General features: G+C 32.7%; 23 protein-coding genes. 11 read left to right on the top strand and 12 right to left on the bottom strand.

The window, feature by feature from the left end; genetic code table 11:
* Positions 1-24: 24 nt before the first annotated feature.
* Positions 25-1,254 (bottom strand): HD domain-containing protein, encoded by a 1,230-nt coding sequence (locus QMG60_RS15885; protein ID WP_057118033.1) that lies wholly within the window; start codon positions 1,252-1,254, stop codon positions 25-27.
* Positions 1,255-1,478: 224 nt separating this feature from the next.
* On the opposite strand from QMG60_RS15885, the gene QMG60_RS15880 reads away from it, so the two are divergent.
* From QMG60_RS15880 to QMG60_RS15865, 4 genes are all read left to right on the top strand, one after another.
* On the top strand, positions 1,479-3,032 hold the full coding sequence (locus tag QMG60_RS15880) for a bifunctional response regulator/alkaline phosphatase family protein (RefSeq protein WP_057118034.1): 1,554 nt from the start codon (positions 1,479-1,481) through the stop codon (positions 3,030-3,032).
* Positions 3,033-3,115: 83 nt separating this feature from the next.
* The gene (gene tsaE / locus QMG60_RS15875; protein ID WP_057118035.1) at positions 3,116-3,523 is read left to right on the top strand and encodes a tRNA (adenosine(37)-N6)-threonylcarbamoyltransferase complex ATPase subunit type 1 TsaE; all 408 of its coding nucleotides are present in this window, start codon (positions 3,116-3,118) and stop codon (positions 3,521-3,523) included.
* A 142-nt stretch (positions 3,524-3,665) separates the two neighbouring features.
* Positions 3,666-4,865, top strand: coding sequence for an alanine dehydrogenase (locus QMG60_RS15870; protein WP_057118036.1), 1,200 nt, complete (start codon positions 3,666-3,668; stop codon positions 4,863-4,865).
* 36 nt (positions 4,866-4,901) lie between these two features.
* A complete protein-coding gene (locus QMG60_RS15865) occupies positions 4,902-5,276 on the top strand; it encodes a DUF4258 domain-containing protein (protein ID WP_057118037.1) in 375 nt (124 codons plus the stop codon).
* Between the two features lie 161 nt (positions 5,277-5,437).
* Here QMG60_RS15865 and QMG60_RS15860 read toward each other — a convergent pair whose 3' ends face one another.
* A complete protein-coding gene (locus tag QMG60_RS15860; protein WP_281865612.1) occupies positions 5,438-6,103 on the bottom strand; it encodes a uracil-DNA glycosylase in 666 nt (221 codons plus the stop codon).
* 171 nt (positions 6,104-6,274) lie between these two features.
* On the opposite strand from QMG60_RS15860, the gene QMG60_RS15855 reads away from it, so the two are divergent.
* Together QMG60_RS15855 and QMG60_RS15850 are read left to right on the top strand one after the other, a co-directional pair.
* Entirely contained in the window at positions 6,275-8,440 is a 2,166-nt protein-coding gene (locus QMG60_RS15855) for a DNA mismatch repair protein MutS (RefSeq protein WP_057118039.1), read from the top strand.
* A 281-nt stretch (positions 8,441-8,721) separates the two neighbouring features.
* A complete protein-coding gene (locus QMG60_RS15850; protein ID WP_057118040.1) occupies positions 8,722-9,135 on the top strand; it encodes a thiol-disulfide oxidoreductase DCC family protein in 414 nt (137 codons plus the stop codon).
* Between the two features lie 200 nt (positions 9,136-9,335).
* Here QMG60_RS15850 and ettA read toward each other — a convergent pair whose 3' ends face one another.
* From ettA to holA, 3 genes are all read right to left on the bottom strand, one after another.
* Positions 9,336-11,027 (bottom strand): energy-dependent translational throttle protein EttA, encoded by a 1,692-nt coding sequence (gene ettA / locus QMG60_RS15845; protein WP_057119783.1) that lies wholly within the window; start codon positions 11,025-11,027, stop codon positions 9,336-9,338.
* Positions 11,028-11,083: 56 nt separating this feature from the next.
* Positions 11,084-11,260, bottom strand: coding sequence for a CAL67264 family membrane protein (locus QMG60_RS15840; protein ID WP_198530125.1), 177 nt, complete (start codon positions 11,258-11,260; stop codon positions 11,084-11,086).
* 71 nt (positions 11,261-11,331) lie between these two features.
* A complete protein-coding gene (gene holA, locus QMG60_RS15835) occupies positions 11,332-12,336 on the bottom strand; it encodes a DNA polymerase III subunit delta (RefSeq protein ID WP_281865611.1) in 1,005 nt (334 codons plus the stop codon).
* Positions 12,337-12,433: 97 nt separating this feature from the next.
* Here holA and QMG60_RS15830 point away from each other — a divergent pair, with 97 nt between their 5' ends.
* The 3 genes from QMG60_RS15830 to QMG60_RS15820 are packed head-to-tail and all read left to right on the top strand — an operon-like array spanning position 12,434 to position 14,792.
* Positions 12,434-12,886 carry a type I restriction enzyme HsdR N-terminal domain-containing protein gene (locus QMG60_RS15830; protein ID WP_281865610.1) on the top strand — a complete coding sequence of 151 codons (453 nt, stop codon included), beginning with the start codon at positions 12,434-12,436 and terminating at the stop codon, positions 12,884-12,886.
* Positions 12,887-12,906: 20 nt separating this feature from the next.
* Positions 12,907-13,926 carry a glycosyltransferase family 2 protein gene (locus tag QMG60_RS15825; RefSeq protein ID WP_057118045.1) on the top strand — a complete coding sequence of 340 codons (1,020 nt, stop codon included), beginning with the start codon at positions 12,907-12,909 and terminating at the stop codon, positions 13,924-13,926.
* A gap of 32 nt (positions 13,927-13,958) precedes the next feature.
* Positions 13,959-14,792, top strand: a complete 834-nt coding sequence (locus tag QMG60_RS15820) for an OmpA family protein (RefSeq protein WP_057118046.1) — start codon at positions 13,959-13,961, stop codon at positions 14,790-14,792.
* Between the two features lie 170 nt (positions 14,793-14,962).
* On the opposite strand, the gene QMG60_RS15815 is transcribed toward QMG60_RS15820, so the two are convergent.
* The 3 genes from QMG60_RS15815 to QMG60_RS15805 all read right to left on the bottom strand — a co-directional run bounded on the left by QMG60_RS15815 (position 14,963) and on the right by QMG60_RS15805 (position 19,104).
* Entirely contained in the window at positions 14,963-15,583 is a 621-nt protein-coding gene (locus QMG60_RS15815) for an L-threonylcarbamoyladenylate synthase (RefSeq protein WP_057118047.1), read from the bottom strand.
* Between the two features lie 82 nt (positions 15,584-15,665).
* Entirely contained in the window at positions 15,666-17,999 is a 2,334-nt protein-coding gene (locus QMG60_RS15810; RefSeq protein WP_281865609.1) for a UvrD-helicase domain-containing protein, read from the bottom strand.
* A gap of 337 nt (positions 18,000-18,336) precedes the next feature.
* Entirely contained in the window at positions 18,337-19,104 is a 768-nt protein-coding gene (locus tag QMG60_RS15805; RefSeq protein WP_281865608.1) for a TSUP family transporter, read from the bottom strand.
* A 125-nt stretch (positions 19,105-19,229) separates the two neighbouring features.
* Here QMG60_RS15805 and QMG60_RS15800 point away from each other — a divergent pair, with 125 nt between their 5' ends.
* The gene (locus QMG60_RS15800; RefSeq protein ID WP_057118050.1) at positions 19,230-19,751 is read left to right on the top strand and encodes a hypothetical protein; all 522 of its coding nucleotides are present in this window, start codon (positions 19,230-19,232) and stop codon (positions 19,749-19,751) included.
* A gap of 75 nt (positions 19,752-19,826) precedes the next feature.
* Here the strand turns inward: QMG60_RS15800 and QMG60_RS15795 are convergent, their stop codons facing one another.
* Positions 19,827-20,726 carry a patatin-like phospholipase family protein gene (locus tag QMG60_RS15795; protein WP_057118051.1) on the bottom strand — a complete coding sequence of 300 codons (900 nt, stop codon included), beginning with the start codon at positions 20,724-20,726 and terminating at the stop codon, positions 19,827-19,829.
* 147 nt (positions 20,727-20,873) lie between these two features.
* Positions 20,874-22,940 carry a M1 family metallopeptidase gene (locus tag QMG60_RS15790; protein WP_281865607.1) on the bottom strand — a complete coding sequence of 689 codons (2,067 nt, stop codon included), beginning with the start codon at positions 22,938-22,940 and terminating at the stop codon, positions 20,874-20,876.
* 93 nt (positions 22,941-23,033) lie between these two features.
* Here QMG60_RS15790 and QMG60_RS15785 point away from each other — a divergent pair, with 93 nt between their 5' ends.
* A complete protein-coding gene (locus QMG60_RS15785) occupies positions 23,034-23,777 on the top strand; it encodes a diphthine--ammonia ligase (RefSeq protein WP_281865606.1) in 744 nt (247 codons plus the stop codon).
* A 15-nt stretch (positions 23,778-23,792) separates the two neighbouring features.
* Here QMG60_RS15785 and QMG60_RS15780 read toward each other — a convergent pair whose 3' ends face one another.
* Together QMG60_RS15780 and QMG60_RS15775 are read right to left on the bottom strand one after the other, a co-directional pair.
* On the bottom strand, positions 23,793-24,332 hold the full coding sequence (locus QMG60_RS15780; RefSeq protein WP_281865605.1) for a DUF1697 domain-containing protein: 540 nt from the start codon (positions 24,330-24,332) through the stop codon (positions 23,793-23,795).
* A gap of 78 nt (positions 24,333-24,410) precedes the next feature.
* Positions 24,411-24,836, bottom strand: coding sequence for a hypothetical protein (locus QMG60_RS15775; protein WP_281865604.1), 426 nt, complete (start codon positions 24,834-24,836; stop codon positions 24,411-24,413).
* Positions 24,837-24,844 lie beyond the last annotated feature (8 nt).

Below are 24,844 nucleotides of genomic sequence, written 5' to 3'. Positions count from 1 at the left end.
AAAAATAGATTTTAAATGTTAATTTTAGATAAGTTGTTTTGGGAAACAGATATAATATTTTGTTACCAATTTAGATAACGATTTCAAATTCAGCTGATCAGAAGCTTCAACAACATCCTCAATTGTTTTATCTTTTTTCAAAATTCTAATAGGTTCGGCTTCTTTACTGTAGGCTTGGTTTTTAATTTTTCCTCTAAAAATAAAATAACCAGCCTCTAATTGTGTAATATGGTGCAAGTTGGCAAATTGTTCTTTCAAAGATTGGGATTCTTCCATTGAAATTTTTTCTGCACTTAACTTTATTTTCAATAAATCTCTATTAATGATCATCTTGCTTAATGTACTTAACACAAAATCATCTTGTCTCTGCCAAGCTTTCAACGCACTAATGATATCAAAATCATCAAGCTGCGAAAACAAATCTAACTTTTCAGCATCAAAATCATCCAGAGTAACCTTATTATGCATAAAATATGAAAGCGGTTCACTGCAAGGTAAGTTAATTCCTTTCAAAGTCAACTCTTTAGCCCTCTTTAATGTTTTCATTAAAATTAATTCGGCTACTAAACTCGTTTTATGCAGATAAGCCTGCCAATACATTAATCTTCTAGAAAGCAAGAATTTTTCTACCGAATAAATTCCTTTTTCTTCAATAACCAAAACATCATTTTCAACATTCATCATCTGAATCAATCGCTCAGAATTGACATTTCCTTCTGCAACTCCAGTATAAAAACTGTCACGTTTTAGATAATCCATTCGATCCATATCCAACTGACTTGAAATCAATTGCAGCATGAATTTTCTATGATATTCTCCTTTAAAAACCTGAATTGCCAAACTCAATCTGCCGCCAAACTCTTCATTTAGCTGATTCATAAATAATAATGAAATCGCTTCATGATGCACATCTTCAACAATACTTCTTTCCATTGCATGAGAAAATGGCCCATGTCCGATATCATGAAGTAAAATAGCAATTAATAAGGCATTTTCTTCTTCTGCAGATATCACAACATCTTTAAAACGAAGTGTATCAATTGCCTTCTGCATTAAATGCATGCATCCTAACGCATGATGAAAACGCGTATGATTTGCTCCCGGATACACCAAATATGACAATCCCATTTGAGAGATACGACGAAGACGCTGAAAATAGGGATGTTGGATTAAATCATAAATCAGCTCGTTTGGAATCGTAATAAAGCCATAGATAGGATCGTTGAATATTTTTAATTTGTTGATCTGAGTCACAATCGGGTTATTTTTTTGGTCAACAAATATAAGTAAATAAGAATAAAGAGTTTGGAGTTTTTTATTTAAAAATCAATATTAAAATTATAATGATTGTCAGACAACTATATTTAAAAATGTAAAAAATCAACATAAAATCGTTGTTTATCTTTGATAATTTTATACTATTTTTAATACTTTTTAAGTTCTATAACTTTAAATTGCAGTAAAAATAAATTTGTTTTATGGATAAGATCAAAATACTTTGGGTCGATGATGAAATCGATCTTTTAAAGCCCCATATATTATTTCTAGAAAAAAAGAATTACGAAGTTACAACTTGTAATAACGGACTTGATGCTATTGCATTGTTTGAAGAAGATAATTTCGATATTGTTTTTTTGGATGAAAATATGCCTGGAATGAGCGGTTTAGAAACGCTTTCTGAAATGAAAGAAAAAAAATCAGCCATACCAATGATTATGATTACAAAGAGCGAAGAAGAGTACATTATGGAAGAAGCCATAGGTTCTAAAATCGCCGACTACTTGATAAAACCTGTAAATCCGAACCAGATTTTATTGAGTTTGAAAAAGAATCTAGATCACTCAAGACTGATCTCTGAAAAGACAACTTTGGATTATCAAAAGGAATTCAGAAAAATTGCAATGGAATTGGCAATGGTGAATTCGTATGAAGACTGGGTTGAATTGTATAAAAAATTACTTTTCTGGGAATTAGAGCTTGAAAACATTAATGATCAGGCGATGATCGAAATTTTAGAATCTCAAAAAGTTGAAGCCAATTCACAATTCGGAAAATATATTGAACGAAATTATGAAGATTGGTTTGCTCCAAAAGCAGACAAACCTATTCAATCTCATACTTTATTTAAAGAATTAGTTGTTCCAGAATTAAAAAAGAAAGACAAACCTGTTTTATTTGTTGTAATCGACAACCTTCGTTACGACCAATGGAAATCTTTTGAGACTGTAATTGCAAATTATTACAAATTAGAAAAAGAGGTTCCTTATTTTTCTATTCTTCCAACAGCAACTCAATATGCTAGAAATGCTATTTTCTCTGGTTTAATGCCTTTGGATATGGAAAAACAATTTCCTGAATATTGGAAAAACGACGTTGAAGATGGAGGGAAAAATCTTTACGAAGCTGAATTTTTATCGGCTCAATTGAAAAGATTAGGCTTAAATATTAAGGAAGATTATTTCAAAATTACCAATTATGCTGGCGGTAAAAAGCTTGCAGAGAACTTCAAAGCTTTAAAAGGCAATGACTTAGTTACTGTTGTTTACAATTTCGTAGATATGCTTTCGCACGCTAAGACAGAAATGGAAGTAGTAAAAGAATTAGCTTCAGATGATAAGGCATACCGCTCATTAACACTAAGTTGGTTTAAAAACTCTCCTTTATTAGAAATCATCCAGCAGGCACAGGTTTTAGGATTCAAATTAATCTTAACCACAGATCACGGAACAATTAATGTAAAAAATCCGTCGAAAGTTGTGGGAGATAAAAATACAAGCCTAAATTTGCGTTACAAAACTGGTCGTAGTTTAACCTACGAACAAAAAGACGTGTATGTAGTAAAAGAACCTAAAACAATTGGTTTACCAGCTATAAACATGAGCAGTTCGTTTATTTTTGCCAAAAATGATTTCTTTCTGGCTTATGTAAACAACTACAATCATTATGTGAGTTATTACAAAAATACATATCAGCATGGCGGAATTTCGTTAGAAGAAATGATTATTCCGTTTTTGGTATTTAACCCGAAATAAAAAAGTTTTCAGTCGCAGTCTCAGTTTTCAGTTTCTAATTGAGACTTAAAACTGCGACTGAGACTAAATAAATAGACATAACAATGAATATCGTTTTTTCATTAGATCAAATTCAAGAAGTTGCAGAGCAGATTTTAGCCTCAAATCCTAAAAAAATCATTCTTTTTAATGGAGAAATGGGGGTTGGAAAAACCACTCTAATAAAGCAATTATGCAAAAGTTTAGGTGTTCAGGACGCTACCAGCAGCCCAACATTTTCTTTGGTTAACGAATATAATGCAGCAAATAATCAAATTGTTTATCATTTTGATTTTTACAGATTAAATAAAGAAACTGAAGCGCTTGATATGGGCGTCGATGATTATTTGTACTCTGGAAACTGGTGTTTTATTGAATGGTCTGAAAAAATTGAAAACCTTCTTCCAGAGGAAACTTCAACTATTAATATTGAATTACTTGCAGACGGAAAAAGAGAACTAAAATTAGTATAAAAACTTTACAAATCTTCACGACAAAGAGTAAAAAACTTAAGAGAAAATTTCTTAACATTCACACCTTATAGTATTAGCAGAATTTTTGCACTAATTTTAAATCTTTTTACGTAATTTGTACTCTTAATTTTTTGCACCACCCATGTCAATCACGTTAACTCCATTTACAAAACAACAATTAATACCGCAAGAAGAAAAACTTGAGGTTGGTCGTTTTAAAAGAGAACTTTTTATAGGAATTCCCAAAGAAACAAGCTATCAGGAACGTCGTATATGCCTTACTCCCGATGCTGTAAATTCCTTAACTTATGCGGGTCACCGTGTCATGATTGAATCTGGAGCTGGGGAAAGTTCGAGTTATACCGATAAAGAATATGCCGATGCAGGCGCAGAAATAACAAAAGATACCAAAAGAGTTTTTGGCTGTCCGTTTTTACTAAAAGTGGAGCCGCCGACTTTAGCCGAAATACAAATGATAAATCCAGAAACGGTAATCATTTCGGCTATTCAACTCAAAACCAAAAAGAAAGAATACTTTGAAGCTTTAGCTCAAAAGAAAATCACAGCCTTAGCTTTTGAATATATCAAAGATGAGGACGGCTCGTATCCTGCAGTAAAATCTTTAAGCGAAATTGCAGGAACAGCCTCAATTCTTATTGCTGCAGAATTAATGATTACGGATGAATTTGGGAAAGGACTTCTATTTGGAAATATCACAGGTGTCCCTCCTACTGAAGTTGTTATTTTAGGTGCTGGAACTGTTGGTGAATTTGCTGCAAAAACAGCAATTGGATTAGGAGCAAATGTAAAAGTTTTCGATAATTCGATTACCAAATTACGCCGCTTGCAAAATAATTTAAATCAGCGAATTTTTACTTCGACTATACAACAAAAAGGTTTGCTAAAAGCTTTAAGACGTTGTGATGTCGCTATTGGCGCCATGCGCGGAAAAGAACGCTGTCCAATTGTAGTTACAGAAACTATGGTAGAACACATGAAAAAAGGTGCTGTAATTGTTGATGTAAGCATTGACACTGGAGGCTGCTTCGAAACATCAGAAGTTACTACCCACGAAAAACCAACCTTTATTAAGAGCAATGTTTTACACTATTGTGTACCAAATATCCCTTCTAGATATTCCAAAACCGCCTCATTATCAATTAGTAACATTCTAACACCTTATCTACATCAGATAGCCGAAGATGGTGGAATAGAAAGTGCTATTAGATGCAATAAAGGTCTTAAAAACGGTATTTATCTTTATCATGGAATCCTAACAAACAAAGCTATTGGCGACTGGTTTGATTTGCCAGATAACGATATCAATTTACTTGTATTTTAAGGGAACTTTAATGTACCTTTGCAAAAATTTTATTTCATGAAGTTCGTACACCGTTTTGCATATTATCTAATCGGCCTAATTATGGGCTGTTTTTTTGTAGCTCTTGTTTTTAGTGGAAAAGATACTCGCTGCAATTATTTTCCAAATGCCCGAGTTCTTAATAATCTTCGAACAAAACCTTTTCAATATTCAGATAAAGCAATTCAGACTTTAAATGAAAAATGGGTTGACACTGCAGACATTAAAAACACATTGACTTACGGAGATGTTGATTTTGACCAAAGTAATGTTCCGTTCAATAAAGGTAAACTTTATATCATTGAAGGTAAAACAGTTAAAAATCAAGAAATTATTCTAAAAGTTACAAACTACGAAAACAAAGCTGTTTTAGAAGAAATTATCAAAAAATAACTCAAATTAAATCTTTTGTTTCTCGCTCCCGATAGCTATCGAGATTGCAGATTCAAAAGATTTTTTAGTTAAAAATATTTCATGGAAAGTTACAAAGGCTCAAAGAAGCAAAGCTTTACCTTTGCACCTTTGTCCCTATGCAACTTTGTTACTTATAAAATTTACCACTCAATTTCTTTCAATCCTTTCGATTTCAAGAAATCATTTGTCTGGCTAAAATGTTTATTTCCAAACCAAAATCCTCTATTTGCACTTAACGGTGAAGGATGCCCTGATTTTAAGATATGATGTTTGGAAGCGTCAATTAACGCAGCTTTCTTTTGAGCAAAACCGCCCCAAAGCAAGAATACTACATTTTCTTTTCCCGCAGAAATCTGTTTGATTACAGCATCGGTAAATTTTTCCCATCCTTTTCCCTGATGACTTCCTGCTTCAGATTGTCTCACTGTTAATGTGGCATTTAAAAGAAAAACACCTTGATCTGCCCAGCGCTCCAAATTCCCAGTTTTTGGTAAAGGTTTATTTAAATCACTTTCGATTTCTCTAAAAATATTATATAAAGAAGGTGGAAACGGAATTCCATCGTTGACAGAAAAACACAAACCATTTGCCTGGTTTGGACCGTGATAAGGATCCTGACCGATTATAACAACTTTCACTTCATCAAAATGACAATGGTCAAAAGCTGAAAAAATCTGACTGCCTTTTGGATAACAAACTTTTGTTGCGTATTCTGATTTTACAAATTCAATTAATTCTTTGAAATATGGTTTTCCGAATTCTTCATTCAAAACTGGTTTCCAAGAAGAATGCATTTTTACGTCCATAATTTTTTTTATGCGAATTTCAGAAATAATTACTTAAAATCATATTTACTAAAAAGAAAAATGTAAAAAATTGAAAATCAAAAGTTAGAAACGACAGCAAATAAAAAAACTCATAATTCATAATTCATTATTGTTTTCGTACTTTTGCTTTTACTTTCATAAAGAGATTAAATGATCAGTATTACCGAAAAAACATTACAAGACTTACAATTTCCAACAGTACTCGAAACCATTTCAGATGGATGCAACACCGATATTGGAAAGGAAAAGGCTTTACAAATAAAACCATTTAGAGATAAAGAAGAATTGATGCAGTCCTTGATGCAGACATCAGAATATGTATCTTCTTTTCAAAATAATAACGCGATTCCTAATCACGGATTCGATGCTATAACTCATGAAATTAAGTTTTTAGCAATTGAAGATAGTTTCTTGGAAGTTGGCAGTTTTAGAAAAATTGCCAATCTTTCTGCAACTACAAATGTCTTATTGAGTTTCCTTAAGAAATTTGATGACTATTATCCAAATCTTAACGCAAGAGCTTCTCGGGTAGAATTGACAAAAGACATTATTACGGCAATTGATGCAATTGTCGATAAATATGGAGAAATTAAAGATAATGCTTCGCCGGCTTTATTGAGCATTCGCCAAAATATGAATTTGGTACGCGGAAAAGTAAACCAAAGTTTTGGTGTGGCACTTACACAATATAACGGTTTAGGATATTTGGATGATATTAAGGAAAGCTTTGTACAAAACCGCAGGGTTTTGGCAGTGTTAGCAATGTATCGTCGTAAAGTAAAAGGTTCTATTTTAGGAAGTTCTAAAACGGGAAGCATCGCTTACATCGAACCAGAAGCTACTCTAAAATATTCAAGAGAGTTAGCAAATTTAGAATATGAAGAGAAGGAAGAAATTACTAGAATTTTAAAAAATCTGTCAAACGTAATTCGCCCTTACTTACCATTACTAATTGAATATCAAGACTTTTTAAGTGATATTGATGTTGTTGCTGGAAAAGCAAAATATGCCAATCGCATCAACGGAATCTTGCCCGCAATTACAGAAGAAAGAAGATTATTTTTTAGAGAAGCCTATCATCCGATTTTGTATTTGAATAACAAACAAAAAAAAGAAGTTACGCACCCACAGACAATTGAGCTTAAACAAGAAAATAGAATTATTGTAATTTCTGGACCAAATGCTGGAGGGAAAACTATTTCCTTGAAAACTGTTGGTTTATTACAATTGATGCTGCAATCTGGCATTTTAATTCCAGTTCACGAAAGAAGCGAAACTTTTTTATTTGATAGAATTTTAACCGACATTGGAGACAACCAATCTATTGAAAATCACCTAAGTACTTACAGTTACAGATTAAAAAACATGAATTATTTCTTGAAGAAATGCAACAAGAAAACCATGTTTTTAATTGACGAATTTGGTACAGGTTCTGATCCTGAATTGGGAGGCGCTTTGGCTGAAATTTTCTTGGAAGAATTTTATCATCGAGAAGCATTTGGAATTATAACAACACACTACTCCAATTTGAAAATTTTGGCAAACGAATTACCCTATGCCACAAATGCCAATATGATGTTCGACGAAAAGTCTTTAGAACCAATGTACAAATTGGCGTTAGGTCAGGCAGGAAGCTCGTTTACATTTGAAGTTGCACAAAAAAATGGAATTCCGTTTGGATTGATCAATCGTGCGAAAAAGAAAATCGAAGTTGGAAAAGTTCGTTTTGATAAAACCATTGCGACTCTTCAAAAAGAAAGGTCAAAGCTTGAAAAAACTTCTTTGAATTTAAAAGAAGAAGAAACTCGTGCACGTGAAGAAAGTAAAAAGATGGAAAACATCAATACTAGAATCCAGCAAAAATTAGAAAGCTATCAAGAATTATACGACAGCAACCAGAAAATTATTTACATTGGACAAAAAATTGATGACATTGCTGAAAAATATTTCAACAACAAAAATAAAAAAGAACTTATTGGCGAATTTTTAAAAATCGTTGAAATTGAAAATTCAAAACGAAAAAAAGCAACTCCAAAAGAAACCAAAGCAAAAGTTGAAAAACAAAAAGAAATTATTGCTGAAGTTCAGGTAAAAGTTGAGGAAATTCGAAAAGAGAAAAAAGAGAAAAAATTAAAACCTGTTGTAGAAAAACCAAGACCAATTTTAAAAGTGGGCGACCGAGTACGAATGATGGATGGAAGATCTGTTGGAAGTATCGATTCTATCGAAAAAAATAAAGCAACAGTTAACTATGGAATTTTTACTTCTAAAGTCAGCTTAGACGAATTGGAGTTAGTTGAGGCTGTTAAAAAATAAAGTTTTCAATCACAGTCATGTTTTTAAGCTTATAAATGCTAAAAAAATAGGTAAAATTAAAATAAAGCGATTTAAGAATTGATCTTTAAAAATACAATAAAAGTGGTCGCTATATTTTTTAAATTAATCTAAGATCAAATATTAAAGCCGTTTTTAATAATTAAAATTTATTAAAATTTAAAAATACATAGATTTAATAAATATACCTAATTAACTCATAAGTATACAATTTAAAAATCTATTGCGTTTTTAGAATAGTAGAAAAACTTGACCTTACAATAATGGAAGATCTTCCAATGAATAAAAAAATAATCCTTTTTGACGGAGTTTGTAATCTCTGCAATTCTGCTGTACAATTTATTATAAAAAAAGACAAAAAAGATATTTTTAGATTTGTCGCATTGCAGTCAGAATTAGGTATTTCAATTTGTAAACATCTGGGAATTAGTTTTTCAAAAATGGACAGCATTATTTTATACGATCCAGGAACAGCTTATTTTTATAAATCTTCGGCAGCAATTGAAATAGGAAAAAACTTTGGTGGTTTTTGGAAATTAATTCCGATTTTTAGAATTGTTCCAATTTTTATAAGCGATTTCATTTACGACTACATTGCCAAAAACCGATACAATTGGTATGGCAAAAAAGAAAGCTGCATGATTCCTACTCCAGAATTGAAATCGAAATTTCTTTAAAAAGAAACTCCAATAGAAAAATTACAAATTCCAATTTTATATATAACAAGAATCCAATCTTTGTTGAGTTTCTCGCGAAGATTTCTCTACCGAAGCCTCGGGATCGAAAATGACAAACTAGACACAGTGCAAAAAAATAAAAATCCCAAATTCACTATAATTGGAATTTGGGATTTTCTATTTGGAATTTATTAGAAAAATTATCTAATTAATTTTCTGTATTTCAAACGTTTTGGAGTTAAGTCACCGCCAAGACGTTTCTTTTTGTTTTCTTCATAATCAGAGAAACTTCCTTCGAAAAAGTAAACTTCAGAGTCTCCTTCGAAAGCTAAAATGTGTGTACAAATTCTATCTAAGAACCATCTGTCGTGAGAAATAATTACGGCACAACCTGCAAAATTCTCCAAACCTTCTTCAAGTGCACGAAGTGTATTCACATCAAGATCATTCGTAGGCTCATCCAGTAAAAGTACGTTTCCTTCTTCTTTCAATGTCATTGCCAAATGCAAACGGTTACGTTCTCCACCTGAAAGCATTGACACTTTTTTGTTTTGCTCGCCGCCACCAAAGTTGAAACGAGATAAGTAAGCTCTAGAATTAACTTGCTTTCCTCCCATCATAATCAATTCCTGACCATCTGCGAAATTCTCCCAGATCGATTTGTTCGGATCGATATTAGAGTGAGACTGATCTACATAAGCAATTTTTACAGTTTCACCAACTGAAAATTCTCCGCTGTCTGTAGCTTGCTCTCCCATAATCATTTTGAAAATGGTAGATTTACCAGCACCGTTTGGTCCGATAATTCCAACAATACCTGCTTGTGGCAACGTAAAGTTTAAATTATCATACAATAATTTATCACCAAAAGCTTTAGCAACATTTTTCGCTTCAATAACATTTGTCCCTAAACGCGGACCGTTCGGGATATAAATTTCTAGATTTTCATCTAGTTGTTTTTGATCTTCGTTTAATAATTTGTCGTAGTTCTGTAAACGAGCTTTTTGTTTGGTCTGACGACCTTTTGCTCCTTGGCGAACCCACTCCAACTCACGCTCTAAAGTTTTTCTACGTTTAGAAGCCACTTTTTCTTCCTGAGCCATACGGTTTGATTTTTGGTCTAACCAAGAAGAATAATTTCCTTTCCACGGAATACCTTCTCCTCTATCCAACTCTAAAATCCATCCAGCAACATTATCTAAGAAATAACGGTCGTGCGTTACAGCAATAACAGTTCCTGAGTATTGTGCTAAATGCTGCTCTAACCAAAGAACTGACTCAGCATCAAGGTGGTTAGTAGGCTCATCTAATAACAATACATCCGGCTGCTGCAATAACAAACGGCATAAAGCTACACGACGACGCTCACCTCCTGAAAGGTTTTTAATAGGCGTATCTCCTTCTGGAGTACGCAATGCATCCATTGCAATTTCTAATTTCGTATCAATTTCCCAAGCCCCAAGAGCATCAATTTTATCTTGCAATGCTGCTTGACGGTCCATCAATTTATCCATTTTATCTGGATCTGAATAATTCTCTTCAAGACCGAATAAATCGTTTATCTGATTGTACTCTTCTAAAACTGCCATAGTTTCAGCTGCTCCTTCACGAACAATTTCAATAACTGTTTTAGAATCATCAAGAATTGGTTCTTGCTCTAAATACCCAACAGTATAACCTGGCTGAAAAACCACATCTCCTTGATAGTTCTTGTCTACTCCAGCAATAATCTTTAAAAGTGAAGATTTTCCAGAACCGTTAAGTCCTAAAATACCAATTTTTGCTCCGTAAAAGAAACTCAAGTAAATATTTTTAAGAACAGGTTTATCTGCTCCCTGATAGGTTTTACTCAATTTCTGCATTGAGAAAATTACTTTCTTATCGTCTGACATTCTATATTATTTTAATTTTAATTAATGATTTTTTTAATATTCTAATTGCAATCAATTTAAACTCTACCTTTTAAAGCATTGAATACCCATGCATTAGCCAAAAATCCAACCCCAACAGCAGCAAATCCCCAGCCTGATACTTCACTGTATCTAAAAACACCAAGACCTATAAGTAACAATCCCATAAGTACCATTATAAAAGTAGCCCATCCTAAAACGGTATTTTTATTCATTCCCATAATTGTGTAATTATTTTTTAAGTAGCAAAATTTTTAGAAACGCAAATATCGTGAATTTTACTGGCTTAATTAAATATTTTATACAGCATTTCTTTCAGCAAATCGGATTGTGATAAAGCGTTGGCTCCCACACCTTTACTTTTAATATCAATATCTCGTAAAGCGCCAACGATCTGGCTAACTTTTCGCATTGGATAATTTTTTACAGCTAAATCATATTCTTTCAAGAAATATGGATTTACTCCAATTGCGGCAGCCACATTTTTTGGATTTTTATCTTTCAGTCCGTGATATTTTAGAAGCTGTATAAAAAAGCCGAATACCAATCCTGTCGTCATAACCAAAGGATATTCTTTAGGGTTATGAGCAAAATTTTCTGCTATCTTATATGCTCTTAGCTGATTGCGTTCTCCAATTGCTTTTCGAAGTTCAAAAACATTATAGTCTTTACTGAAACCAATATTTTCTTCAATATGCTCAGGCATAATCATAGTTCCCTGCGGCAAAATGATCCGGAGTTTTTCGAGTTCATTATTAATTTTACTTAAATCGGTTCCTAAAAACTCCACAAGCATCGCATTAGCTTTAGGATCAATCGTATATTTTTTACCCGCCAAAACACGCTTGATCCAGTCGCCTACTTGATTTTCGTATAATTTTTTACTTTCGTAAACGACACCTTTTTGTGCTAAAAGTTTAGTGACTTTTTTACGTTTATCGAGTGTTTTATATTTATAACAGAAAACCAACACTGTAGTTTCCATCGGATTCTCTACATAAGATTCTATTTTATCTATTGTACGAGACAAATCCTGAGCCTCTTTCACAATAACAACCTGACGATCAGCCATCATAGGATAGCGTTTAGCTGTTGAAACAATATCATCAATAGAAACATCTCTTCCGTACAAAACTGTCTGATTAAAGCCTTTCTCTTCTTCAGCCAAAACATTCTGCTCAATATATTCAGACAATTTATCTATATAATAAGGCTCTTCACCCATTAAAAAATAAATTGGTTTAATATTTCCGGCTTTTATATCGTTAACGATTTTTACTACTTCGTCCATTAAATTAAGTTTTCAGTGTTCAGGCTCAGTTTTCAGTTTCAAAAATAAATAATTAACTAATTTTCAAATTGACTAATTTTCAAATTATATTTGCTTTATGTTAAAACTTAATTTCCCTGCTTACACTTTCCGATTCAAAAATAGCGAAAATAAAGTGTCTATTTTTGATGAAATCAGGAAAAAATTTATAATTCTCACGCCAGAAGAATGGGTTCGCCAGCACGTTGTGCATTTTTTAATGTACGAAAAAAAGTATCCCAAATCACTTATAAATGTAGAGAAAGTTTTAACCGTCAACGGATTACGAAAGCGCTATGATGTTGTGGTTTTCAATTCAGATGGTACTATACATATATTAGTAGAATGTAAAGCACCAGAAGTTAAAATCTCTCAGGCAACTTTTGACCAAATTGCCCGTTATAATATGACGATGCAGGCACGGTTTTTGAATGTCACAAACGGACTAAGCCATTTTTATTGTCAAATGGATTTTGAAAACGAAAAATATGAGTTTTTGAGAAACCTGCCTGATTATAAAGAAAACCATTAAAAATAAATAATTAAGTACTTTTGGATAAAATAGCAGTTGTAATTTTAAATTGGAACGGAGTAAAATTGCTTGAGCAGTTTTTACCATCTGTTATTCAATTTTCAGAAGGCGCGGCAATTTATGTTGCTGATAACGATTCTACAGATAATTCTATCGAGTTCGTTAAAGAAAACTTCCCTACCGTAAAGATTGTCAAAAACTCAGGAAATCACGGCTTTGCAAAAGGTTATAATGATGCATTAAAACATATTGATGCAGAAATTTATGCATTGGTCAATTCTGATATCGAAGTTACAGAAAACTGGCTTAAGCCAATTCTCGAAACTTTTGATACTGAAAAACAAACCGCTATTATTCAGCCTAAAATTCTCGATTTTAAAAACAAAGAATATTTTGAATATGCTGGTGCTGCGGGTGGTTTTATTGACAAATATGGATTTCCATTTTGTAGAGGAAGAATTTTTGATACCGTAGAAAAAGATAACGGACAATATGATGAAAATATTGAATTGTTCTGGGCTTCAGGCGCTTGCTTTTTCATTAGAAAGAATGTATTTTATGAATTAGGAGGTTTTGATGAAAGTTTTTTTGCTCATCAAGAAGAAATTGATTTATGCTGGAGAGCTGCAAACGACGGACATATTATTAAGTATAATTATCAATCTCTCGTTTATCATGTTGGTGGTGCAACATTACAACAGGGAAATCCTAAAAAGACCTATTTGAATTTTAGAAATTCATTATTAATGCTTGTCAAAAATCTGCCAAAAAGGGGATTATTTTTTGTGATTTTTTTCCGTATGATTTTAGACGGCATTGCAGGTATCCGTTTTCTTACACAAGGGAAATTCGGGCACACTTTTGCTATTTTAAAGGCACATTTTTCATTTTATTGCTTATCTTTAAAATATCTCGGAAAACGAAAAGATTTTCAGATACAGCAATACTATATGGTTAAAAGCATCGTTTTCCTTTATTATATCAGGAAAATGACCTTATTTAAAGAAATCTTTAACAGTATTCAAAATATTAAAAACTAAATTTGTAATCAAGTCTAATTAAAATTAAATTTATGAGAAAAATAGTTATCGCACTATCAGTATTAATGGCTTTAACATCATGTGTTTCTAAAAAGAAATATGCTGAGTTGGAAGCTAAGAACAAAGAGACTCAAGATTTGTTAAACTCATGTACTGTAAAATTAAATTCGTGCTTAGAAGAAAAAGCTGGATTAGCTGCAACAGCTGAAAGCTACAAACAACATAATCAAGATTTAATCAACAGCTCTAAAGATTTAACTATCTTAACTACTAAAGGTGCTGAGAATCTTGAAAAATCTCTTGAAAGCTTAAAAGAAAAAGATTTAAAAATTTCTAGACTTCAAGACGCTTTAACTAAAAAAGACAGTGTTACTTTAGCATTAGTTACTAGTTTAAAAGGTGCAGTTGGAATCAACGATCCAGATATCGAAATCAATGTTGAAAAAGGAGTTGTATTTATCTCTATCGCTGATAAATTATTATTCAAAAGCGGAAGCTACGAAGTAACTGATGCAGCAAAAGGTGTATTAGCAAAAGTTGCAAAAGTAGTTAACGACAAACCAGATTTCGAATGTATGGTTGAAGGACACACAGATAATGTTCCTTACAAAAGCAACGGAATTATCTTAGACAACTGGGATTTAAGTGTGAAACGTTCTACTTCTATCGTTCGTGTTTTAACAAACGATCTTGGTGTTAACCCAGCTAAATTAATTGCTGCAGGTAGAAGTTCTTATGTACCATTAGTTGCTAATGATACTGCTGAAAACAAAGCTCGTAACAGAAGAACTCGTATTGTAGTTATGCCAAAAATCGATCAATTCTATGATATGATTGAAAAAGAAATGAAAAAACAAGCTAAATAATTCTTGTTTTAAATTTTATAAAAACAGAAAAAGCAGGTCGATTGACCTGCTTTTTTGTATTCTTAATTTTGGCTAATCAAGAATAGCATTATTTTTAAATAACTAACTAAATTTTAACTGTACTAAAGTTAGGTATTATTTTTAAACTTTTATACAATTAAAGTATTTATTTACAAAATATCAATTTCACCTTTTCCTTCTCTTACAATAACTGGTTCATGTTCAGATAAATCTATAATTGTTGAACCAACATTATCTCCATATCCTCCATCAATTACTAGGTCTACAAGGTTTTGCCATTTCTCAAAGATCAATTCAGGATCTGTTGTATATTCAATCACATCATCTTCATCACGAATAGAAGTTGAGACTACTGGATTTCCTAACTGACGTACAATTTCTAAAATAATATTATTGTCAGGAACACGAATACCAACTGTAGTTTTCTTTTTAAATTCTTTTGGAAGATTATTATTTCCAGGTAAAATAAAAGTATAAGGTCCTGGCAAAGCTCTTTTTAATATTTTAAAAGTCGAAGTATCAATCTGACGCACATAATCTGATAAATTACTAAGGTCATGACAAATAAATGAAAAATTGGCTTTCTCCAATTTAACTCCTTTTATCTTAGCAATTTTTTCTAATGCTCTCGAATTGGTAATATCACAACCTAAACCGTAAACAGTATCTGTTGGATAAATCACCAATCCACCATTTTGAAGCACTTTTACAACTTTTGCAATTGCAGCTTCACTAGGTTTATCTGGATATATTTTTATAAATTCGGCCATAATTTTTTTAGTTTTTTTGTTTGAGGTTTTAGGCTGCAAGTTGTTTTTCATAACTTGAAACATGAAACTTGAAACATTTTTTTTATCCTACCACATCTAATTTAGCAAATCTCAGCAAGAGTTTCTTAATTCCTCCTACTTCAAATTTGATTTCTGCTTTTTTATCAGCGCCAACACCTTCTAGGTTAATCACTTCTCCTTTACCAAAACGTTCGTGCATTACAACATTTCCAACAGTCAATTTACTGTCAAATAAATTTGGTGCACTTGCATTCGGATTAGTCCCTACTGGCTTTAACTTTCTGATATTCATATCCGGTTTCGGATTATTATCTGTAATATGTTTTGGAGGTGTTCCTCCCACCGGTTTTGCTAATCTTAGTTTAGACTTATCAACATCACCGAAAATATCACCATCAATTGGTGATTTATAGCGATAATTCGTTTCTGCAGGAGTTAGATATTCTAAATATTGACCATCAATTTCTTCAATAAATCTTGAAGGTTCACTATCTGTCAGTTTTCCCCAGCGATAACGAGATTGCGCATAAGTCAAATACGCCTGATGTTCTGCACGAGTTAAAGCTACGTAAAATAAACGACGTTCTTCTTCCAATTCACTTCTAGTACTCATACTCATCGCACTCGGGAACAAATCTTCTTCCATACCCACCACAAAAACGTGCGGGAATTCAAGTCCCTTCGCTAAGTGAATCGTCATTAAAGCTACACGATCTTCATCATTGGTATCTTTGTCTAAATCTGTTGCCAAAGCCACATCTTCCATAAATTCAGAAAGTGCGCCTCTTGCTCCATCAATTTCTCTTTGTCCTTCGGTAAAATCTTTAATACCGTTTAAAAGCTCTTCTATATTCTGAATTTTCGCCATTCCTTCCGGCGTAGCATCTTTCTTCAATTCCTGAACCAAACCAGTTTTCTTTGCAACGTGGTCTGTAATATAGAATGCATCATGATTCTGATCTATCACCTGAAAACTCTGAATCATCGTCACAAAATCTTTCAGTTTATTTTTTGTTCCAGCATTCAGTTTTAAATCGATCTTGTCAATATTAACCATTACTTCCCAAATCGATCGTTTGTAATGATTGGCTGCAATCGTCAATTTTTCTACCGTTGTATCACCAATTCCACGTGCAGGATAATTAATCACACGAATCAAAGCCTCTTCATCTTTCGGATTCAGAACCAAGCGTAAATAACATAAAACGTCTTTAATCTCCTTACGTTGGTAGAACGACAATCCGCCGTAAATTCTATACGGAATATCACGTTTTCTCAAAGCATCCTCCATCGCACGTGACTGAGCATTTGTACGATACAAAATTGCAAAAGCACCATTATGAAGCTGATTCTGCATTTTCTGCTCAAAAATCGTACTGGCTACAAAACGCCCTTCTTCAGCATCTGTCAAACTTCTGTGAACTTTAATTTTAGGACCAAATTCGTTTGCAGTCCAAACTACTTTGTCTAGTTTGGTTTTATTATGTTCCATCACAGTATTTGCCGCTTCAACAATATTTCTTGTCGAACGGTAATTCTGCTCTAAACGAAACATTACTACACCTTCATAATCCTTTTGGAAATTCAAAATGTTATTAATATTTGCACCACGGAAAGCATAAATACTCTGCGCATCATCTCCAACCACACAAATATTCTGAAACCTATCAGATAAAGCCCTAACAATCAAATACTGAGAGTGATTTGTATCTTGGTACTCATCAACCAAGATATAACGAAAACGATCTTGATATTTAGCCAGAACTTCTGGAAAACGAGTTAGCAATTCGTTGGTTTTCAACAGTAAATCATCAAAATCCATTGCGCCGGCTTTAAAACAGCGCTCCACATACTGCTGATATATTTCTCCCAATCTTGGTCTTTTCGCCATTGCATCGGCTTCAACCAATTCTGGATTATTAAAATAGGCTTTTACCGTAATCAAGCTGTTTTTGTAACTAGATATACGTCCTAAAATTTGTTTTGGTTTGTAAATATCACGATCCAGCTGCATTTCCTTAATAATAGAAGAAATTAACCTAGCGGAATCCTGAGAATCATATATGGTAAAATTGGAAGGATAACCCAAGTGATCAGATTCTGCACGCAGGATACGCGCAAAAATAGAGTGAAACGTTCCCATCCAAAGGTTCTTTGCCTCGCTCGCCCCGACAATATCCGAAATCCTGTGTTTCATCTCGCGGGCCGCTTTATTGGTAAAAGTCAGCGACAAAATATTGAAGGCATCAACGCCCTGCGCCATCAAATAAGCAATTCTAATTGTTAAAACTCGGGTCTTTCCCGAACCTGCACCAGCAATAATAATCATTGGCCCATCTTTTTTAAGAACGGGCTGTCTTTGCGCTTCGTTGAGCTGGTCAATATATTTCTGCATGTAATTTTCTCCTTTTAGGCAAAATTAAGAATTTAAAAAGAAAGTTCCTAAGAAGCTGCGCAAAGGTTCTAAGATGTTGAGATACTAAGGTTCTAAGTTTTTTTGAAGCCAAACAAAAGGCATATTTTTCGGCATGGTTTCCCGCTTTCGGCTTTATCTCTTCATTTCATTACGAGGATACCGCCTCAATCGGGGCTAGATTCAAACAATCTTTTTTAAAGGTTCTGAGATGCTAAGATTCTAAGGCGCTAAGTTTCTTTTCTTTAATTACTTAAGAACTTCGATATTCAAAGTCTCAACTCCTTAGAATTCCAGAACCTTAGAACCTAGAAAAAACTTACTTAAAAAACACATCATAACCAAAGCGAATCAAAGTTCCAACAACCACAATTAAAAAGAAAATCCGAATAAAACCGTTTCCTTTATTGATAGCCAGTTTTGCACCCAGCCATCCTCCAAGTCCGTTGCTTACTGCCATCGGAATTGCAATTGTCCAGATAATTTTTCCTTTAATCATAAATAAGCAAATCGAACCAAAGTTCGTCGCCAAGTTTACCATTTTAGCATTCGCGGAAGCGTGAAGAAAATCGAAACCTAAAAGCGCTATAAATGCTACTACAAAGAAACTTCCTGTTCCAGGGCCGATAAATCCGTCGTAGAAACCAACGATTATGCTAATAACAACCGCATAAATTATTTGTGTTGCAGCAGAATGATCTTTCGCAGCATGCTGTCCAAAATTTTTCTTTGCGTAAGTATATACAAAAAGTAAAGACAAAACCACCAGTAAAAGCGGTTTCATAAAATCGTTGCTCACCATCGTCAAAATCGTAGAACCTAAAAATGCCGAAGGAACCGCCAGACACATCATAATGAGCAGCAATTTCCACTGAATAACAACCTTTTTTAAATACTGAAAAGCAGCAAAAGCTGTTCCGCTGAAAGCTGGAATCTTTAATGTACCTACAACTGTAGAAACTGGTAAATTGGGTAATAAAATTAATCCCATTGGAGTTTGTATCAATCCGCCGCCACCAACAATGGCATCAATAAATCCCGCTGCAAAAGCTGCTAAACAAAGAAAAAAAATGATATAGGAATCCATTAAAAACTATATTTCAGATACATTAAAAAACAAGTTGCAAAAGTACAGCTTCCTTTTTGTTTATTACCAAAAATTTAAAGTGGATTTTTCCTTAAAAAGTATATTTTTGCTTAAAAATTATTCAAATGGATTTTAATAAAATTATAGAACTTGCGAGTTATACTCTGCCGGCATTAGTTACAGGAGTTGTAGCTTATCGTTTCTTTGAACTGCACATTAAAAACAATGATAGAAAGCGTGCTTTTTTATTAAATAAAGAATATCAAAAACAATCTCTGCCAATACGTTTGCAGGCTTATGAGCGTATGACTTTATTTTTAGAGCGCATTAATTTGACTAAATTATTAATCAGGATTTCTCCAATTTCTCAAGATAAACACGATTATGAAAATTTTGTAATCGAACAAATCGAACAAGAATTTGAACATAATTTGACACAGCAGATTTACATGTCAGACGAATGCTGGACAATTATTACAACTGCAAAAAATGCAACCATTCAAATGATTCGTAAAGCCGCAATGAGCGATAAAGTAGATAATGCAGACAAATTACGCGAAGTAATTTTGAACGATTTACTAGAAAAACAATCTCCTAGTAATGCTGCTTTGGGTTATATTAAAAATGAAGTAGCTGATCTTTGGTAAAAATATTTTAGAATTCAGATTTTAGATTTTAGATTGAGTTTTCATAATCTAAAATCTAAAATCAACAATCTAAAATTATTTATTGTCACTCATAACCTCAGACTTATTCTGAGCATATTCATAACCTTGTTCCCACCAACCTTTCATTACATCTTTATTAAAAATCAAAGCATTGTCGGTCAATTTAATTGGCGTGTAATATAAGTTAAGTTTTACATCTTTATTGTTTGCCATAAGTTTTCCTATAGCAATATCATGTTTTTCAACTTGATCTAAAGCAATTCGGAACAAGTCAATCATCAAAGAAAAAGGATTTTTACCAATAACTGTTTTGGTTGTGTTGACCTCGGTTTCTAAAACAATTACATCTATTTCTGTTGCACCTCTATTAATTGCTTCGCGAATTGGAACCAAACTTGAGAATCCGCCATCGCCATATTCACAATTGTTTTTCTCAACCAAGCTCATAAACGGAACATAATTACTAGAAATCCAAGACCATTCGCAAAATTCTTCATACGTACAATCCTTTACAGATTTATATTCTGATTCGTTTGTTGTAAAATTGGTAACCGTAACTATGACATCAGTCTTTAGTTTTTTAAGATTATTGAAGTCGGACAATGAAAAGTTATTCTGAATATATTTTTTCAAACCTTTACTTTCTCCAAAAGTTCGTTTTCCCTTAAAAAACTGACGTATGACATTAAAGTGATTAATAGTCACAATATCAACACCATCTTTATTTTTAACAACAAACGGACAAATATTAAAAATACTTGCCATAGTCACATTAGTATAAACTGAGTGAATTTTTTTAATGTGGCCGAGAGCTAAATGCGGAATTAACAAACTTCCTGTTGAAGTTCCTAAAAACAAATCGTATTCGTGTCTTTTTTCTTCTATTAAATACTGGGCAACACCGCCGGCAAATGCGCCTTTACTGCCTCCGCCAGAAATAACCAATGCTCTCATGTGCGTTTTAAAGTTATGTGTTATGAGTTATGGAATTTAAAATTTTCTCAACTTTAAACCTCATTCCTCTATTGTATATTCTAATAAATCAATGATTTACACCTTAAATTTTGGTTTTCAAAACGCATAACCTATAACATAAAACCTTTAACTTTTTTCAATCAATAAACGATTCAATTGAAACTGTTCATCGGGGGTCAAATTAGGTAAAATTCTATTAAATGATGCACGCATTTCTGGATTTTTTAAAAGAATGCGAATATTATCTCTGCCAAACTTCGAAAATTGCCACATATGATGTGTAGTTGCCCCAACTAAATTACTCAAAACCTGATCGTTAATAATTTTAAAAGCAAGCAGTTTTTCTAAAGCATTTTGTCGTGTAGTGGCTTCATATTTTGTAGATGAAAATGCAATGAGTTCATTAATCAGCGATTCTTGATTATTGCTGTAATTTGGCGTAGACAATACTAGCGAAAGCCATAAAGTACGCAGATTATAATCGTTAAAACCAATCCAGTTTTTAGATTTATCTAAATATTGTGCTCTATGTTCCGGGAAGTTTCTCCACAGCCAATACAGTGCTATTTCTTGTGTTTGATAAGATTTATCACCAAGCAAAGTTTCATAATTCAGTCTAAAATCTTCAGGAATTTTGGTCAGCGTTTGTGCAACATTTTGACGAATTTCAGTATTATTGGTCTGCAATGCCAAAAGCAAAAGCGATTTTTTAGACTCATACTTTTCATTTTCTAACTGATCAACAACTGCTTCTTTTACCGAATGATAAATATTTGATTCTAAAGTACTTTTTAAAACATCTATTTTTTCTGCTAAAGGTGTTTTCTTTAACTTATCAATTTCCAATCGTTTCTGAATCGTTTTATTTTTACTCAACAAGGCATTTGCAGTCGGCGTATCAAAAGCAGTCGATTCTAACCAAGTTTTCTGGAATTTTTCCAAATCGAAATTTGAAACTTTCTTAATCTCGTCGAAGAAGTTTTGCGTGTTTACAGTTTGATAAGCATATTTATTCAGATAACTTTTTATCGCTTTTTTAAAGGCTTTATCACCAATCGATTCGTGCAGCACAAATAATGTCCAGGCTCCTTTTTCGTAAAATGTGAGCGAACTGGCTTTGGCATTTAAAACCGGAATTGTATCGGTTCTTGAAGCAAATTTTATCTGCTGTGCGGTATCGTATAATTTTGAATAAAAATAATCCTCTCCATAAATATCTTTTTCTGCAAGAAGGGCAAAATATGTTGCAAATCCTTCCTGAAGCCAATGATGCGTACTGCTTTCGGCTGTAATCAAATCTCCAAACCAATGATGTGCCAATTCGTGAGCGTCAACATTGGTATAATTTCGGTCGCAAAAACCAATTGAATCTACAACATAACGAGTTGCAAATAAAGTCGTTGTTGTGTTTTCCATTCCCGCATACAAGAAATCTCGAACTGGAATTTGTCTGTTAATCTGCCAAGGGTATTTTACACCGATTTCCTTCTCCAGAAAATCAAAAATTCGTTTCGAATAGCGGTAAGTAGGCTCAAAACGATCGGCATCTTTTGGCTCGTAATAATATTCTAACGGAATTTTACTTTTAGATTTAAATTCTTTTTTATCGAATTTTCCAATCGCCAGCATTAACAAATAAGAACTCATTGGTTTTTCCATTTGATACTGCCAATGAATTAAATTTCCGTTTGGTGTTTTTTGTTTTAAAACTCCGTTCGAAACAACCTCATAGGATGCATCAAAAGAAATTTCTAAATTGAAAATTAGTTTCTCATTTACATCGTCAAAACTCGGAAACCAATTACTGGTATATCTGCCCTGCCCTTGTGTCCAGATCTGTACTTCATCGTTTTTTGTATCAACAAAATACAAAGCTTGTTTTGGTTTTACCGCATAATTAAAAGTTAAGTGATTCTGACTTTTTGTAAAAGGAAAAACAATTTTTAATTGCTTAGTAGTATTTATAAAAATGACTTCTTTATCATTAATTTTCACATTCGAAAATTCCATGTTTTTAGCGTCAAGCGAAATGGTATCACAATCTTTTAAGACCTCAAACTGGAAATCTACGGCACCTGAAACTGTTTTTTCTTTTGAATTTAACAACAATTGTCCTGAAACTGATTTAAAATCAACGTTTTGGGTTTGCTGCGCGAATATAAATCCGGTAAATAATAAAAAGATGTATTTCATTGAAATGAATTTGAAGGCAAAATCCCAAAGTTACAAACCTTTCACAAACAAATAGAATGAAATTTGTAAGTTTACAGCATAAAATACCAAATCGTGTCTGTACCTCAAAAAGCCTTATTTAATTGGAGCAGCGGAAAAGATTCTGCTCTTGCGTTGTATAAAATACTTCAAAATCCTGATTTTAAAATTGAATGTTTATTAACAAGCGTAAACAAACAATATCAGCGCATTTCTATGCATGGCGTTCGTGTTGAATTATTACAGGCTCAGGCGGAAAGCATTGATATTCCTCTGAAAATTATGGAAATTCCAGAAATGCCGACTATGGAGGTTTATGAAAATGTAATGACTGAGACTTTAGCAGAATTAAAAAATAAAGGCATTACTCATTCTATTTTTGGAGATATTTTCTTGGAAGATTTACGTCAATATCGAGAAAATCAATTATCTAGAATTGGTTTTAACGGAATTTTTCCAATTTGGAAGATTCCAACTCAAAAATTGATTCAAGAATTTATATCGCTTGGATTTAAAACGATCGTGGTTTGTGTGAATGAAAAATACTTAGACAAAAGTTTTGTCGGCAGAATTATCGATCAGGATTTCATAAATGATTTACCTAAAAATGTTGATGTATGTGGCGAAAATGGTGAATTTCATACCTTTACTTTTGACGGACCACTATTTTCTAAACCAATTGATTATGAAATTGGCGAAATTGTTTACCGAAAATATGAAAAACCAGCAAATCAAAATTCATCTAATGATGCTTGCGATACCAATGATGAAACAGCTTTTGATTTTGGATTTTGGTATTGTGATTTAATTCCTAAATAGTATTTCAAAAAAAAACTATTCGCCATACATTGCCAGTAAATTAGTAACTGTATTCCAGTTTCTAATAGTTGCTGTTATATTCAATTTTTTCTCAATATATTTTTGATCAAAACGAGTTTTTCCTGCTCCAACAGCATATTTTATAAAAATTCTATTTTCATCAATACTTGCTTCATCAGGTTTAAACTGACTGATTTTTAAATCATTTATGTTTTCTTTTTTTAGAGCAATAGAAACAAAAGCAAAATATAGTTTTTTGTTATCTACATCTTTCTCTTTTAAAAATGGATTATTAGCAAAACAAGATTTTAGATCATCTTTTGTAATTACAACAACTGGAACTTCATGACCGAAAACTTTAAAGATTTCCTGCTTAATCATAAAACCTACTTTTGAAGCCTCTTCTTCACTATCAATAAAAACATTTCCAGATTGTAAATAGGTTCGAACATTTTGGAAACCGATATTTTCAAGCATTGTTTTCAAAGCTTCCATTTTCATCATGTTGTGTCCCGAAACGTTTATTCCGCGCAAAAGTGCTAAGTGTGTCGTCATTTTCTAAATATTAAAAAAAGAAAAAGGTATTCAATTTAAGATTGAATACCTTTAATATCTTGAACAAACTTACGGTTTTTATTTTTCTTTTTCGTAGGTAGATGCTGCATCACACATTCTGGCGCTATTTTCTAAATAACCATTGTAGATATATAGAAGCTCACTTGTTCCTCCAACTCCAGAGGTACAATTGTAAATTAAATTTGTAGCTGCAGAATAAGTTAATTTAAAATTTGGTCTATTATCAGCAGTGAAAACTTCAAAAGTCCCTGTTGCAGTAGTAGTTCCATCTATAGTTGTTCTGGATTTTACAAATGTGTTGTTGGCGTTGAAAACGTAGTATTCAGTCCATAAATAAGGACTGTTTATATCCTTAACTTCGTGAATGTTTATCCATTTTCCATGATAATCTGTTACGGCAAGTTTAGCATTATCGTTTGAATCATCATTTGAACAAGAAATAAGCGACACAAACATTACAATTAAAAGTCCAATTTTTTTCATTTCATTTA

The organism is Flavobacterium sp. GSB-24 (assembly GCF_027924665.1).
In the GTDB taxonomy this organism is placed as follows: Bacteria; Bacteroidota; Bacteroidia; order Flavobacteriales; family Flavobacteriaceae; genus Flavobacterium.
The sequence above is the reverse complement of the archived record's forward strand: the minus strand, read 5'-3'. Positions and strand labels throughout refer to the sequence as shown.

Excerpts from the sequence above, each read along its gene's own strand:
- QMG60_RS15880 (WP_057118034.1), top strand. The coding sequence starts at position 1,479 with ATGGATAAGATCAAAATACTTTGGGTCGATGATGAAATCGATCTTTTA.
- tsaE (WP_057118035.1), top strand. The coding sequence starts at position 3,116 with ATGAATATCGTTTTTTCATTAGATCAAATTCAAGAAGTTGCAGAGCAG.
- QMG60_RS15870 (WP_057118036.1), top strand. The coding sequence starts at position 3,666 with ATGTCAATCACGTTAACTCCATTTACAAAACAACAATTAATACCGCAA.
- QMG60_RS15865 (WP_057118037.1), top strand. The coding sequence starts at position 4,902 with ATGAAGTTCGTACACCGTTTTGCATATTATCTAATCGGCCTAATTATG.
- QMG60_RS15860 (WP_281865612.1), bottom strand. The coding sequence starts at position 6,103 with ATGGACGTAAAAATGCATTCTTCTTGGAAACCAGTTTTGAATGAAGAA.
- QMG60_RS15855 (WP_057118039.1), top strand. The coding sequence starts at position 6,275 with ATGATCAGTATTACCGAAAAAACATTACAAGACTTACAATTTCCAACA.
- QMG60_RS15850 (WP_057118040.1), top strand. The coding sequence starts at position 8,722 with ATGGAAGATCTTCCAATGAATAAAAAAATAATCCTTTTTGACGGAGTT.
- ettA (WP_057119783.1), bottom strand. The coding sequence starts at position 11,027 with ATGTCAGACGATAAGAAAGTAATTTTCTCAATGCAGAAATTGAGTAAA.
- QMG60_RS15840 (WP_198530125.1), bottom strand. The coding sequence starts at position 11,260 with ATGAATAAAAATACCGTTTTAGGATGGGCTACTTTTATAATGGTACTT.
- holA (WP_281865611.1), bottom strand. The coding sequence starts at position 12,336 with ATGGACGAAGTAGTAAAAATCGTTAACGATATAAAAGCCGGAAATATT.
- QMG60_RS15830 (WP_281865610.1), top strand. The coding sequence starts at position 12,434 with ATGTTAAAACTTAATTTCCCTGCTTACACTTTCCGATTCAAAAATAGC.
- QMG60_RS15820 (WP_057118046.1), top strand. The coding sequence starts at position 13,959 with ATGAGAAAAATAGTTATCGCACTATCAGTATTAATGGCTTTAACATCA.
- QMG60_RS15815 (WP_057118047.1), bottom strand. The coding sequence starts at position 15,583 with ATGGCCGAATTTATAAAAATATATCCAGATAAACCTAGTGAAGCTGCA.
- QMG60_RS15810 (WP_281865609.1), bottom strand. The coding sequence starts at position 17,999 with ATGCAGAAATATATTGACCAGCTCAACGAAGCGCAAAGACAGCCCGTT.
- QMG60_RS15805 (WP_281865608.1), bottom strand. The coding sequence starts at position 19,104 with ATGGATTCCTATATCATTTTTTTTCTTTGTTTAGCAGCTTTTGCAGCG.
- QMG60_RS15800 (WP_057118050.1), top strand. The coding sequence starts at position 19,230 with ATGGATTTTAATAAAATTATAGAACTTGCGAGTTATACTCTGCCGGCA.
- QMG60_RS15795 (WP_057118051.1), bottom strand. The coding sequence starts at position 20,726 with ATGAGAGCATTGGTTATTTCTGGCGGAGGCAGTAAAGGCGCATTTGCC.
- QMG60_RS15790 (WP_281865607.1), bottom strand. The coding sequence starts at position 22,940 with ATGAAATACATCTTTTTATTATTTACCGGATTTATATTCGCGCAGCAA.
- QMG60_RS15780 (WP_281865605.1), bottom strand. The coding sequence starts at position 24,332 with ATGACGACACACTTAGCACTTTTGCGCGGAATAAACGTTTCGGGACAC.
- QMG60_RS15775 (WP_281865604.1), bottom strand. The coding sequence starts at position 24,836 with ATGAAAAAAATTGGACTTTTAATTGTAATGTTTGTGTCGCTTATTTCT.